12 protein-coding genes and 2 tRNA genes are annotated in these 13,452 nt (G+C 56.8%); 7 read left to right on the top strand and 7 right to left on the bottom strand.

The annotated features are described in order from the left end of the window. Window positions 1-5 precede the first annotated feature (5 nt). The 5 genes from GS630_RS09155 to GS630_RS09135 all read right to left on the bottom strand — a co-directional run bounded on the left by GS630_RS09155 (window position 6) and on the right by GS630_RS09135 (window position 5,608). Window positions 6-803, bottom strand: coding sequence for a carbohydrate ABC transporter permease (locus tag GS630_RS09155; protein WP_171236423.1), 798 nt, complete (start codon window positions 801-803; stop codon window positions 6-8). Then, window positions 800-1,663 carry a carbohydrate ABC transporter permease gene (locus tag GS630_RS09150; RefSeq protein WP_171089183.1) on the bottom strand — a complete coding sequence of 288 codons (864 nt, stop codon included), beginning with the start codon at window positions 1,661-1,663 and terminating at the stop codon, window positions 800-802. The genes GS630_RS09155 and GS630_RS09150 overlap by 4 nt, the downstream gene beginning before the upstream one ends. Further along, on the bottom strand, window positions 1,660-2,736 hold the full coding sequence (locus GS630_RS09145) for an ABC transporter ATP-binding protein (RefSeq protein ID WP_171237332.1): 1,077 nt from the start codon (window positions 2,734-2,736) through the stop codon (window positions 1,660-1,662). Before GS630_RS09145 ends, GS630_RS09150 begins: the two co-directional genes overlap by 4 nt. A 1-nt stretch (window position 2,737) precedes the next feature. Continuing rightward, on the bottom strand, window positions 2,738-3,787 hold the full coding sequence (locus tag GS630_RS09140) for an ABC transporter ATP-binding protein (protein WP_171237333.1): 1,050 nt from the start codon (window positions 3,785-3,787) through the stop codon (window positions 2,738-2,740). Window positions 3,788-3,868: 81 nt separating this feature from the next. Next, complete coding sequence (locus tag GS630_RS09135) at window positions 3,869-5,608, bottom strand: ABC transporter substrate-binding protein (RefSeq protein ID WP_171089189.1); 1,740 nt, start codon at window positions 5,606-5,608, stop codon at window positions 3,869-3,871. Window positions 5,609-5,852: 244 nt separating this feature from the next. Here GS630_RS09135 and GS630_RS09130 point away from each other — a divergent pair, with 244 nt between their 5' ends. The 7 genes from GS630_RS09130 to GS630_RS09100 are packed head-to-tail and all read left to right on the top strand — an operon-like array spanning window position 5,853 to window position 13,239. Further along, the gene (locus GS630_RS09130; protein WP_171711984.1) at window positions 5,853-7,214 is read left to right on the top strand and encodes a V-type ATP synthase subunit B; all 1,362 of its coding nucleotides are present in this window, start codon (window positions 5,853-5,855) and stop codon (window positions 7,212-7,214) included. Further along, complete coding sequence (locus GS630_RS09125) at window positions 7,192-7,797, top strand: V-type ATP synthase subunit D (protein ID WP_171174903.1); 606 nt, start codon at window positions 7,192-7,194, stop codon at window positions 7,795-7,797. Before GS630_RS09130 ends, GS630_RS09125 begins: the two co-directional genes overlap by 23 nt. Continuing rightward, a complete protein-coding gene (locus GS630_RS09120; RefSeq protein WP_171619369.1) occupies window positions 7,794-9,590 on the top strand; it encodes a V-type ATP synthase subunit I in 1,797 nt (598 codons plus the stop codon). Before GS630_RS09125 ends, GS630_RS09120 begins: the two co-directional genes overlap by 4 nt. Then, complete coding sequence (locus GS630_RS09115; RefSeq protein WP_171089197.1) at window positions 9,587-10,030, top strand: ATP synthase subunit C; 444 nt, start codon at window positions 9,587-9,589, stop codon at window positions 10,028-10,030. The genes GS630_RS09120 and GS630_RS09115 overlap by 4 nt, the downstream gene beginning before the upstream one ends. Continuing rightward, window positions 10,030-10,707 (top strand): hypothetical protein, encoded by a 678-nt coding sequence (locus GS630_RS09110; RefSeq protein WP_171619367.1) that lies wholly within the window; start codon window positions 10,030-10,032, stop codon window positions 10,705-10,707. The genes GS630_RS09115 and GS630_RS09110 overlap by 1 nt, the downstream gene beginning before the upstream one ends. After that, complete coding sequence (locus tag GS630_RS09105) at window positions 10,679-11,401, top strand: hypothetical protein (protein ID WP_171174897.1); 723 nt, start codon at window positions 10,679-10,681, stop codon at window positions 11,399-11,401. The genes GS630_RS09110 and GS630_RS09105 overlap by 29 nt, the downstream gene beginning before the upstream one ends. Next, entirely contained in the window at window positions 11,398-13,239 is a 1,842-nt protein-coding gene (locus tag GS630_RS09100; protein ID WP_171619365.1) for a V-type ATP synthase subunit A, read from the top strand. The genes GS630_RS09105 and GS630_RS09100 overlap by 4 nt, the downstream gene beginning before the upstream one ends. A gap of 9 nt (window positions 13,240-13,248) precedes the next feature. On the opposite strand, the gene GS630_RS09095 is transcribed toward GS630_RS09100, so the two are convergent. Both GS630_RS09095 and GS630_RS09090 read right to left on the bottom strand, forming a co-directional pair. Next, window positions 13,249-13,323, bottom strand: a tRNA-Glu gene (locus GS630_RS09095). 24 nt (window positions 13,324-13,347) lie between these two features. Beyond that, window positions 13,348-13,422: transfer RNA gene (locus GS630_RS09090), tRNA-Glu, on the bottom strand. Between the last annotated feature and the right edge of the window lie 30 nt (window positions 13,423-13,452).

Genomic DNA, 13,452 nt, shown 5'->3' with positions numbered 1-13,452 from the left:
GAACCTCACACTCGGCCCATCGCGAAACCGCGCGCGATGTAGTTGCGGACAAACCAGATGACGATGGCACCGGGTATGATGGTCAGCGTCCCGGCGGCAGCCAGTAGGCCCAGCTCATACCCCGCGCTTGATGCGGTGCGGGTCATCACGGCGGCGATGGGTTTGGCTTCGACTGCAGTCAGGGTTTTCGCCAGCAGCATTTCCACCCATGAGAACATGAAGCAGAAGAAGGCTGCGACGCCGACGCCCGCTTTGATGTTGGGCAGGAAGATCGTCACGAAAAAGCGCGGGAAGGAATAGCCATCGACATAGGCCGTCTCATCCAGTTCTTTCGGGATGCCGCGCATGAAGCCTTCCAGAATCCACACTGCCAATGGCACGTTGAACAATGTGTGTGCCAGTGCAACCGCCAGATGGGTGTCGAACAAGCCGATGGAGGAATAGAGCTGGAAGAACGGCAGAGCGAACACCGCCGCCGGTGCCATTCGGTTGGTCAGCAGCCAGAAGAACAATTGCTTGTCCCCCAGGAACCGATAGCGAGAGAACGCATAAGCCGCAGGTAGTGCCACACAGACCGAAAGCACCGTGTTGATCGTCACATAGAGGATCGAGTTGATATAGCCCCAATACCACGTCGGATCGGTGAAGATGGTGATGTAATTCTCCAGCGTAAAGGTCTGAGGAAATAGGGAAAAGCCCGACAGAATCTCGTTCGTGGTCTTGAAGGACATCGCCACCAGCCAATAGATCGGCAGCATCAGGAACGCGATATAGAGGATCGGGATCAGGGACCGCTTTTTCATTCCGCGTCATCCTTTGTCATCAGTGTGTAGAAGACCCAAGAGACCAGCAGCGTGATGGCGAAATAGATCAGGCTCATCGCGGCCGCCGGGCCTAGATCGAACTGTCCGAGCGCGATCTTCACAAGGTCGATCGACAACAGGGTGGTGGAGTTGCCGGGGCCACCGCCGGTCAGGACGAAGGGCTCGGTATAGATGTTGAAACTGTCCATAAAGCGCAGCAGAACGGCGATGGTTAGGACGGTCTTCATCTTGGGCAATTGAATATAGCGGAACACGGACCATGGGCTGGCACCGTCGATCTTGGCTGCCTGATAATAGGCGTCCGGGATTGACACGAGGCCCGCGTAGCACAGCAGCACGACCAGCGAGGTCCAGTGCCAGACATCCATGACAATCACAGTGATCCAGGCCGAGATCGGCTGTTGCGTCATGTCATAGTTGATGCCCAAAACATCATTCAAGAAGTATCCCAGCAGGCCGATCTTGGGCAGGGTAAAGATGTTCCACATCGAGCCGACCACGTTCCATGGGATCAACATGGGCAGCGCCATCAGGACCAGACAGACCGGCACCCAGAACCCTTTGCGGGGCATGGACAGCGCCACGATGATGCCCAGTGGAACCTCAATGATCAGGATCAGGAAGGTGAACAGGAATTGCCGACCGAGGGCCGCTTGGAACCGGTCCGACCGTAGGATTTGTTCAAACCAGCCAAGCCCTTCCCAGAAGAACTGGTTGTTGCCGAAGGTTTCCTGCACCGAGTAATTGACCACCGTCATCATTGGCACCAGCGCGTTGAACGCGACCAGCGCCAGCACTGGCAGGACAAAGAACCAGGCCTTTTGGTTTTCCGTTCTCATTGCGCCCGCTCCTGAGTTGCGATCCAGCCGTCACGGTAGACGCGGGATTGTTCTGGTTTGAATTGCAGAAAGACATGCGAGCCTGGGTTGGGCGCGTTGTGTTCCGCCACCGCCTTTACCGGCGTGTCTCCAACCATGGCGCTGACCACATAGTGGCGACCGATGTCCGCAACTTTGGTCACATGCGCAGGGACGCCTGTTTCGCCAAAGCTGATGTATTCCGGGCGAATACCCAGATCGGTGCGGCCACCTTCGCCCAAGGTGGGACCTTCCAACATGACCTCGTGTCCTTCGAACACCGCGCGGTCACCCTTGGCCTCGCAGGGCAGAACATTCATGCCCGGTGAGCCGATGAAATGGCCGACGAATGTGTGTTGGGGCCGCTCGAACAGCTCGACCGGGGTGCCAATCTGCACGACCTCGCCCTCTTGCATCACGACCACTTCGTCCGCGAAAGTCAGCGCTTCGGTTTGGTCGTGGGTCACGTAAATCATGGTGGCCTTGACGCGTTGGTGCAGCTCTTTCAGCTTGGACCGTAGTTTCCATTTCAGATGCGGGTCAATCACGGTCAGCGGTTCATCAAACATCACCGCGTTCACGTCATCACGGACCAGACCGCGCCCCATCGAGATCTTCTGCTTGTTGTCTGGGCTGAGGCCGCTGGCGCGGGTATTCAGCATATCCGTGACGTCCAGCATCTCGGCAATCTCATCGACGCGGCGCTTGATCGTCGCTGCATCTACGCCCCGATTTTTGAGCGGAAAGGCCAGGTTTTCGCCCACGGTCATCGTGTCGTAGATCACCGGGAACTGGAACACCTGTGCGATGTTGCGCTGATCGGGGGGCAGGGCGGTGACGTCCTGGTCATCAAACAGGATCCGACCTTCCGAGGGGGTAAGAAGGCCGGATATGATGTTCAGCAGCGTGGACTTGCCGCAGCCCGACGGCCCGAGCAGAGCGTATGCCCCACCATCGCGCCAGGTCACATCAATTTCTTTCAGCGCATAATCCTCGGGGCCTTTCGGCGCGGGCATGTAGCTGTGTCGCAGGTTTGAAAGCTTGATCTGTGCCATGTCAGGCCACCCTCTTGCCGTCTTGGCTGAAATACCGGCAATGGGCCGGATTCAGGTAGAAATTGTGATCCTCACCAACCTGATAAGGGTGCACGCCAGCGGCCAGAGAGACCCAGTCATCCGATCCGTGCCGAAAATGCGCACTGGAATCCGAGCCGGACAGTTCTGTCACGATGACGCGGCCTGTCAGTTCGACGTCCGCGTCAGACGTACGGAATGGCGTCACTCTGTGCGGGCGCACGGCAACCATGTAATCGCCGTCAGCCATGTCAGAAACAGCCCAGCCTCCGCCGCCCGCCAGTTGCGCCTGAGCGCCCGAAACTGTGATGCTGGCCACGTTTATCGGCGGGTCAGAGAAGACGCGCGCGGCGGCGATGTTTTCAGGGTTGCGGTAAATGTCTGCGGTCGGTCCGAATTGAGTCACGCGACCATCTTCCATCAAGGCCGTGTAGCCGCCCAGCAAAAGAGCCTCTTCGGGTTCCGAGGTGGCGTAAACCACCACTGCGCCGCGTCCAGCGAACAGGTCCGGCAGCTGTTCGCGCAGTTCCTCGCGCAGTTTGTAATCCAGGTTCGCCAGCGGTTCATCCAGGAAGACCGCACGACTTTCTTTCGCGATGGCCCGAGCCAGCGCAGTACGTTGCTGTTGGCCTCCCGACAGCTCATGCGGGCGGCGGTGTAACATGGGGCGTAATTGAAGCAGATCGGCGGCCTCTTCCACGCGGCCCTCGATTTCGGACTTTACCATGCCAGCTACGCGCAAGGGCGAGGCGATGTTGTCAAAAACGGTCATGTGGGGGTAGTTCACGAAGAATTGGTGCACCAGGCTGATCTGTCGCTTTTGCGTGTTCAGCCGAGTCACGTCCTGCCCATCCATAAGGACCTTGCCCGAGGCGATCGGGTCCAGCCCGGCCATCATCTTGATCAGAGAGGTTTTGCCCGATCCGGTCGCTCCCAACAGAACGTTGAAGTGACCTGTATGAAGCTTCAGGTTTGTGGGCTTGATATGGATGACGTTGCCGACCCTTTTGGTCGCGTCTTGAAGTTCGATCATGTCCGTGAGTTCCGGTCCTTCAGTGCATCGCACTGGCCTTGGGATGGGGATGCCGCATACGGCATCCCCGATTGCTTTGGCTTACTGAGACTGCCAGCGCTGAACCAGCTCGTCATAGTTGACGGTCTGGCCCTGTGGCTTTTCGTTCTCAAGCTTGGCCTTGGGCGAACCTGCTTTTTCCAACCAGAAGGACGGATCCTGCGGCTCGTTCAGGCGCGGACCACAGCCGCCATAGACACCGGCGCTTTCATCCGCGGCCTGCATACGGGCCATGGTGATGTCCATTTCCTCAGCCAGACGGTCCATCGCCTCTTGCGGGGTGAAGGCGCCCGAGTTCACGTCACCGATCTGCTGCCACCAGATCTGGGCCAGCTTCGGATAATCCGGAACGTTGATGCCGGTCGGCGACCACGCCACACGGTCAGGCGAGCGGTAGAACTCAACCAGACCACCCAGCTTGGGTGCGCGTTCGGTGAACGACTCGTGATTGACCGAGCTGTCGCGGATGAAGGTCAGACCCACATGGGACTTCTTCACGTCAACAGTTTTGGACGTCACGAACTGAGCATAGAGCCACGCGGCCTGAGCACGATCCTCGGGGGTCGATTTCAGGAAAGTCCACGATCCCACGTCTTGGTATCCAACCTTCTGACCTTCTTCCCAATAGGGGCCATGCGGGCTGGGTGCCATCCGCCACAGCGGTGTGCCTTCGTCATCCACGGTGTTGTTGCCTTCGGACTTCGGCTTCACCATGTCGGCGGTAAAGGCGGTGTACCAGAAGATCTGCTGCGCCACGTTGCCCTGGCTGAGTGCAGGCAGCGACTGGTAGAAGTCATAAGACGCCGCACCCGGAGGCGCATAGGCGCGCAACCACTCATCCCATTTGCGGATCGCATAGACCGCAGCCGGGCCATTGGCTGCACCACCGCGCGATACGGATGCGCCAACGGGGTTACAGGTGCCCGCTTCCATGCGGATGCCCCATTCATCGACCGGAACACCATTCGGCTCGCCAACGTCGCCGGCACCGGCCATCGACAGCCAGGCGTCGGTCATGCGCCAGCCAAGGTCGGGCGCACGTTTGCCATAGTCCATGTGGCCATAGATCGTCACGCCGTCGACTTCTTTCACGTCATTGGTGAAGAATTCAGCGATGTCCTCATAGGCCGACCAGTTGACCGGAACACCCAGGTCATAGCCGTACTTCTCTTTAAACGCGGCCTTGTTGGCCTCATCATCGAACCAGTCCTTACGGAACCAGTACAGGTTCGCAAACTGCTGGTCGGGCAGCTGATACAGCTTGCCGTCCGGGCCAGTCGTGAACTGAATGCCCATGAAGTCATCCAGATCCAAAGTCGGCGAAGTTGTCGCCGCCCAGTCACCACCCATCATGTCGGTCAGCGGATAGGCGAGTTGCAGGCGCGAGTGCGTACCGATCAGGTCACTGTCGTTGACATAGCCGTCATACAGGTTCCGGCCCGTTTGCATCTGGGTCTGAACAGCCTGAACCACTTCACCTTCACCGAGGATTTGGTGGTTTACCTTGATGCCGGTGATTTCCTCGAACGCCTTGGTCAGAACCTCGGACTCATAGGAATGGGTCGGGATGCCCTCCGACAGGACGTTGATTTCCATGCCAGCATAAGGTTGTGCAGCTTCGATGAACCACTGCATCTCGGCCATCTGTTCGTCTTTCGACAGGGTTGATGGCTGGAATTCGTCGTCGATCCAACGTTGTGCTGCGGCTTCGTCGGCCCAAGCAGAACCGTGCCCCGCAATGACGGCAGCCGCCGCCACTGCGGAAAGTAGATGTCTCCGCATCTGTCTCCTCCCAAAGATTATGGTTTCCGGCGGTAACCGGATGCCGGACAGCATCAGCGATTTTTTGCGTACCTGTCAAACTAAATTTTTAGTAATTGACGCCCGGGCATCTTTGGATGGGTGATGTTGAACTCATTTGCTAATTTGTGAATTCGTTGTAAGCTAATGCCGTTATTGCAAAAAATTGCCGGTGAACAACGCCGCGAGTTTAACAGAAAACAACTTGGATCAGCGAGGGTAGATGATGTCCCGAAGCTTGTTGAAATACACCCGAGTTCTGGAAATTGTAGGCGACACGATCAAAGTTCGGGTGCCGGTTGAGGGCGAAGGAAACCCTGCTGTTCGATACAACGACCTCGCCGTCATTGAAACTGTAGATGGCCGAAAAACATTGGCCCAGGCGATCTTCATCGACCGGGATGTTGTGACGCTTCAGGTGTTTTCCGGCACCAAGGGGATTTCGACCGAGGCGACGGCGACCTTTCTTAGTCACCCGATGCAGACACCGTATTCGGCCAATATTCTGGGGCGGGTCTTTGATGGCGCAGGGGTGCCGATAGACGGTGGGCCAGATCTGTCTTCCGAGCCCCGAATCGACATTGGCGGACCGACCGTAAACCCGGCTGAGCGCGCCGTTCCCAACAAAATGATCCGCACCGACGTGCCAATGATCGACGTGTTCAACACATTGGTCGAAAGTCAGAAAATCCCGATTTTTTCAGTTTCGGGTGAGCCATTCAACGCGTTCCTCAGCCGAATCGGCATTCAGGCAGATGCGGACATTGTCGTTTTCGGCGGCTTGGGGCTGATCTTTGACGATTACCACACATTCCGAACTTCGTTCGAGGATGCTGGCGTGTTCTCACGCACTGTGATGTTCGTCAATCAGGCAATGGACCCTTTGGTCGAACGACTGTTGGTCCCTGACATGGCTCTGGCGGTGGCTGAGAAATTTGCGGTGGAAGAGGGCAAGCGCGTTCTCGTTCTGCTGACCGATATGACAGCTTATGCCGACGCGATGAAAGAAGTGGGGATCAGTCAGGAACGCGTGCCGTCCCAGCGGGGCTATATGGGCGATCTCTATTCGCAGCTCGCACGCCGGTACGAAAAGGCGTGCGATTACGCCAAGGGTGGATCGGTCACGGTTCTGACTGTGACAACGATGCCCGGTAATGACGTAACCCACCCGGTCCCCGATAACACCGGCTACATCACTGAAGGCCAGTTCTATCTCCACTCTGGCGTGATTGATCCGTTCGGCAGCCTGTCGCGCCTCAAGCAGAACGTAATCGGCAAGACCACGCGCGAAGATCACGGCCAGATCATGAACACGATGATCCGTTTCTATTCAGAAAGCCGCGATGCCGCGCAAAAGCAGGCGATGGCGTTTGATCTTTCCGACTATGACCATCAATTGCTGAAGTTTGGAGGATTGTTCCGTGCACGGTTCATGAACATCAACGTTTCCATCCCTCTGGAGGAGGCGCTGGACCTGGGCTGGAAGACACTAGCAGAGTGTTTTGCGCCAGAACAATTGTTGATGAAACAGACCCTGATCGACAAGTATTTCCCAAAGGATGCCAATGGCGCGGTTGCAGCTGAATAAATCGTCACTGGCCCGCCAGCAGACGCAGCTGAAAAGCTACGAGCGGTTCCTGCCGTCGCTGGACCTGAAGCGCCAGCAGTTGATGGCCGAACGAGTGAAAGCGCGTGAGGACGTCAAACGCCTTGAGCAAGAGGTGGCGGCCCTAGCGCAGCAGGTGGGTGAAAAGCTTCCCATGCTGGCCCAGCAGGGTATCGATCTGGACGGTCTGGTTGAGCTTAAGGACTACAAGGTCAAAGAGGTCAACGTGGTTGGCGTCAAAATGCCTGACCTTGACCGGATCGAAGTTGTCGTGCGTCCTTATTCCGTGCTTGCCAAACCCCATTGGGTTGATGCCGCCGCGCAGTTGCTACATGACATGATCGAAGCGCGCCTGCGGGTCAAAATCGCCGAGGAGCGCGTGCGCATTTTCGACAAGGCGGTGGCCACGATTACGCAGCGGGTCAACCTGTTCGAAAAGGTTCTGATCCCCCGTGCCAAGGCCAACATCAAGAAGATCCGCATCTATCTGAGTGACGAACAAATGCAGGCGGTCGTGCAGTCAAAAATCTCTAAACGCAAACACGCGCGAGAGGTTTTGACATGAGCGTCGCACGTTTGAAGAAGATGTCTCTGATCGGGCCGGCAGCCCAAAAATCGGACACGCTTGAGGCGCTGCAAGACCTTGGCTGTATGCATGTTCTACCGCTTGTTCCCCCGCCGAATGAACCTGAAAAGATCAGCGAACGTGGTGCAAGAGAAGCGTATAAAGCGTTGCGTTTCCTTGCAGAAGTTCCCGAGCCACGGCGCCAGATCCAGCGAAACCCCGGTTTTGACATGGACGGTTTCGTGAATGAGGTGACTGACCTCATGCAGCGCACTCGGGATACGATGGACCGGCGGGATTTTCTGGCGCATCGTATCGCTCAGGTGCGGCCCTGGGGTGATCTGGACTTCCCGCCAACGGATGTTTTGGCAGGCAATCGGCTGTGGTTCTATCAGTTGCCACTGAAACACCGTGAAGCTCTGTCAGAGGTCAAATTGCCCTGGGCGATTTTGGAAGAAGACCACCGATTTCTTTACGCGGTCCTGATCTCTCCCGACGAGCCCGACGATGACATTCTTCCGATCCCGCGCACGCATGTGGGTTCGTTGCCCATTCACGAGCTTGAGGCGCAACTGGAGGAGGCCGAAATCGCGCTTGAGGCCTTAGAGGCAGAGCGCGTGGCGCAAACCCGCTATCTGACCTTGATGCGCCGGAACCTGTCCGTTGCAGAAAGCGCCGCCGAACTGGCTCATGCAAAGCAGAAAGTACGCGATGAAGAGGCAGTTTTTGCTGTGCAGGGCTGGGTCCCCAAAGACCGTATGGACGCTGTATTGGAATTGGCGAAAGCAAAAGATGCGGCAGTTCTGATCGAAGAACCGGGGCCAGAAGATACCCCGCCCACATTATTGGAACAGCCTGAAAAACGTAGTTCTGCTGTGGACTTGGCGCTGTTTTATCAAGTGCCTGGCTATAAGGATTGGGACCCCAGCGTGATCGTTGCGGCCTCGTTCGCGTTCTTCTTCGCAATGATCGTGGCAGATGCTGGATACGGGGTCGTCATTCTGCTGGGCCTTTTGCTGTTCTGGAAGCGTATGGGCGCGACTGCGGGACAGCGATCGTGGCGTCTTTATGGGCTGATCGTTGCTGGGGCTACAATCCTCTACGGCATCTTGGTCGGCAGTTACTTTGGGGTTTCTCCATCTGCAGGTTCGATCTGGGCAAAGCTCAAGGTGCTGGATTTGAACAATTTCGGCGCAATGATGATGGTGTCGATTGTGGTTGGTGTCTTGCATCTGGTTCTGGCCAACGCATTAGCGGCCCATGCCGCGTGGGGGCAACGCAAGGCGATTGCCAATCTGGGTTGGATTGCTGCCTTGATCGGCGGGTTTGTACTTTGGCTTAGCTATATGAACGGCAAATCGCCTGTGCCGGGGTCGGCGATCCTGATCCTCGGCGTTGCGGCGATTGTCTTGTTTTCCAGTGAGCGGATGATCCAGAAGCCGACAGACTGGATCTGGCGTCTGATCGAGGGTTTGCAAAGCCTAGCAGGGGCGATGGGCGCGTTTGGCGATGTTCTTAGCTATATGCGCCTGTTTGCGCTTGGTCTGGCTTCGGCGTCGCTGGCGATCACGTTCAACGATCTGGCCGTTTCCGTCATGCAGGCGCTGAAAGGGCCGGGCATTCTGTTTGGGCTGCTGATCCTGATCATCGGTCACGTTTTGAATTTCGCGCTCGCAATGATGAGCGGCGTCGTCCACGGCTTACGTCTCAATTACATCGAATTCTTTAAATGGGGTCTGCCGGACGAAGGCATCGTGTTTCGTCCGTTTGCCCGCAAGGAGGTTCAGGAATGAATGAGCTTGTTCTTACACTGGGTTGGCTGGGCATCTATGCGCCTATGGCGTTGGGGGCTGCAGCAAGCGCCATTGGCTGTTCGATTGCGGGGATGGCCAGTATCGGAGCTATGACAGAAACCGAAGGCGGCTACGGGCGTTTCGTCGGCGTTTCGGCCTTTCCGTCCACGATGGTGATCTATGGGATTGTCATCATGTTCACCCTGAACCGCGCCGTGACACCGGAAAATGCAGGCGGATTGTTCGGCATTGGTATCCTGTCCGGCATTGCACTGATGTATTGCGGTATCTGGCAGGGCCGGGCCTGTGCAGCGGCAATCAACGCCACCAAGGAAAAGCCCGAGATTTTTGGCCTCGCGCTCGCACCGGCTGCGATTATCGAAGGCTTTGGTGTTTTTGCCTTTGTATTCGCTTTGGTCATTAGTGCGGGGATCAGCTGATGGCACAGACCGGAGCAATTTCACATGGCGTTGATGCCCTGATCGACAAGCTGCGCAACGATGGGGTTGCCGCAGGTCAGGCCGAAGCCGAGAAGCTACGCGAAGACGCCAAAGCCGAGGCCGCGCGCATTCTGTCAGATGCCAAACGCGAAGCCGATGAGTTCAAAAAGAAAGCCCGCACAGAATCCGACAATTACCGTGCAGCGGGTGAGGAGGCGTTGAACACCGCGATGCGGGATGCCGTGTTGACCATGAAAGCCGGTCTGACGGATCGCTTCAAAGAAGACGTTGAACGCCTTGTGACCAAAGAGATGTCTAATCCTGAGCTTATTAGGCAAATGATACTGGAGGTTGTCGGTCGGGCCAGTGAGGGAGCCAATCTGGACGGCAAGGTTCAGGTCATTTTGCCTACCAACGTCGCCACGCAGGAAGACATCAAGCAAAACGCGGATGACATTCAATCTGGCCAGCTGACGAAGTATGTTCTTGGACTGACGGCGAAGATGCTGCGCGAGAATGTCGAACTGCATGTGGCAGACGATACCCAAGAAGGCATCCGCGTTCGCGCAGAGGACGAGGGAGTCGTTCTGGACCTCACAGACAAGGCGGTGGCTTCATTGCTGATGGAGCATTTGCAGCCGAGATTCCGTGCCGTTCTGGAAGGGGTCATCCGCTGAGATGTCAGAGCAGGACGCCTATATCGCATTGATGTGCAGTCTTCCGGGATCGGAGCGCTTGTTTGTTGCCAAACAGCCTCCGCTTTCGCGCATCAGGCTCGACCGTCGGTTGACGGCTCTGACAGCGGATGATGCCAAGGTCTTGAATGTTCTTGAGCACACGCTGAGCTGGAGCGCCTATGACATGGATGTCACTGACGTTCAGGCAATCCAGCGCTGTAAACAGGCGTTGATGGACATCCCACAGCCCACCTTACGCAAGCTCTTTGTGGAGCGCATGGAACTCCGCTCGGTTGTTGCAGCACTGCGCCTTAGAAAACGCGGAGAACCCGCGCCTTCAGGCTCGTTCGGCGTCGGACGATGGAGCCGCCACATTCCAGCCTACTGGACCGATCCTACATTTGGGCTGGATACGCCCATGCCGTGGCTGAAAGAGGCGCACCAATTGCTCGAAGACGAAGATCCGCTTGGACTGGAACGTCTGCTTTTGTCGATTAGCCACAAGCAACTCAAGCGACACGCAGCCCGCCACATGTTCGATTTTGAGGCGGTCGCGATCTATGTCCTGATCTGGAATATTTTTGACCGCTGGGCGCAAAGCAGCGCCACCGAGGCGGCCAAGCGATTTGAGAAACTGGCGCAACAGGCCATGGCCGATGTCGCAGATATCGATTTTGAGGGAGCAAGCGCATGACAGCCCCAACCTCAGCTAAGCAAACCTCGACCGCACGGGTCGTCTCGGTTCAGGAAGGGCTTGTGCAAATACAAGCCAACCCGGACGCGACCGGTCAGCCAGGCCAATTGGTCAAAAACGAGGTGGTGTTCATCCTGCCATCGCGCCCCAGTCCCGGTGGGCGTCAGGAACGTTTGAAAGCCGAAGTGCTGCGAGTGCGTGGCGATACCGCGGACGTACAGGTCTATGAAAGTACCGACGGCGTGGCTGTTGGCGATCCGGTTGAGCAATCGGGTCAGTTGCTGTCGGTTGAGCTGGGGCCGGGACTATTGGGGCAGGTGTTTGACGGGTTGCAATCGCCTCTGCCAAAAGTGGCCGCCGAATTTGGCACATTCCTGCCACGCGGTGCAGATGTTGCGCCCTTGGATGAGCTGGCGAAATGGTCCTTCACGCCTTCGGTCAAGGTTGGCGACACAGTAACTGCCGGGGACAGTATCGGGACAGTGCCCGAAGGACACTTTAGCCACAAGATCATGCTGCCATTCAATTGGTCCGGTACATACAAGGTGGTCTGGGTTCAAAAGGGCGCGGCCACGATCCATGACATTGTGGCCCGTCTGGAAGACGAGAACGGGGGCGAGCATACTCTGACCCTGTCGCAGAAATGGCCGGTTCGGCGGCCATTGCCGGAAAACATCCTGAAACGCACGTTGTCTGAGCGACTGTATCCGACCGAGCCTGTTCTAACTTCGCAACGTCTGATCGACACGTTCTTCCCGATCGCACGCGGTGGAACCGCCTGTATTCCCGGGCCGTTCGGGGCAGGCAAGACCGTGCTGCAGAACCTGATCGCACGGAATGCACAGGTCGATATCGTGATCGTTGTGGCCTGTGGCGAACGTGCGGGTGAGGTGGTGGAAACCATCGAGGAATTCCCGAAGATGACCGATCCGACCACGGGGGGCAGCCTGATGGATCGGACAATTATCATCTGCAATACGTCCTCGATGCCGGTTGCCGCGCGCGAGGCGTCGATCTTCACTGGCATTACGTTGGGCGAATACTACCGGCAGATGGGCTATGACGTGTTGCTGATCGCCGACAGCACCAGTCGCTGGGCGCAAGCCATGCGTGAAACTTCGGGTAAGCTTGAGGAAATCCCCGGCGAAGAAGGGTTCCCCGCCTATCTGGAAAGCTCCATCAAAGGGTTGTACGAGCGGGCAGGGGCCCTGAAAACCAACGACGGTGATCTGGGCAGTCTGACGCTGATCGGAACGGTTTCACCTGCGGGCGGTAATTTTGACGAGCCTGTCACGCAATCCACCCTGTCGACGGTCAAGTGCTTCCTCGGCCTGTCGTCCGAGCGTGCCTATAAACGCTTTTACCCGGCGGTTGACCCGATGCTCAGCTGGTCTCGGTACACAGATCAGTTGTCGGATTGGTACGACAAGAATGCCGAACCCGGCTGGACGGGTAAAGTGCGCGACCTGATCGCTCTGATCGAAAAGGGCGAACAGGTTGACCAGATGATGCAGGTCACGGGGGAAGAGGGTGTCACGATCGACGATTTTGTAACACAGCAAAAAGCGCTTTTTGTTGACATGGTCTACTTGCAGCAAGACGCCTTCGACAAGGTCGATGCGACCGTTCCGCTGGAGCGGCAGAAAATGACGTTCAAGCTTATCTATGATGTCACGCAATCCAAAGCGGCCTTCTCGGACAAAGCCGAAGTACGGCAGGTGTTTACGCAGCTGACCGGGTTGATAAAGAACTTCCATTATGCGGCGGAAAATACGCCAGAATACAAATCGATTTGGACCCAGATCAAAGATCTATGCCGCGAAAAATTCGGAACTTAGGGAAGAAAATGGTAGCCCGTAGGGGAATCGAACCCCTCTTTCCAGGTTGAAAACCTGGCGTCCTAACCGATAGACGAACGGGCCATTTGGTAGTGGCGCAAGCACAAGTGGTAGCCCGTAGGGGAATCGAACCCCTCTTTCCAGGTTGAAAACCTGGCGTCCTAACCGATAGACGAACGGGCCACGCTGGCTTGTGGAGGGCCTTTTACGGTT

Origin of the sequence: Ruegeria sp. HKCCD7303 (assembly GCF_013111185.1) — a bacterium.
Classification (GTDB): domain Bacteria; phylum Pseudomonadota; class Alphaproteobacteria; order Rhodobacterales; family Rhodobacteraceae; genus Ruegeria.
This window is presented reverse-complemented; position numbering and strand designations above follow the sequence as displayed.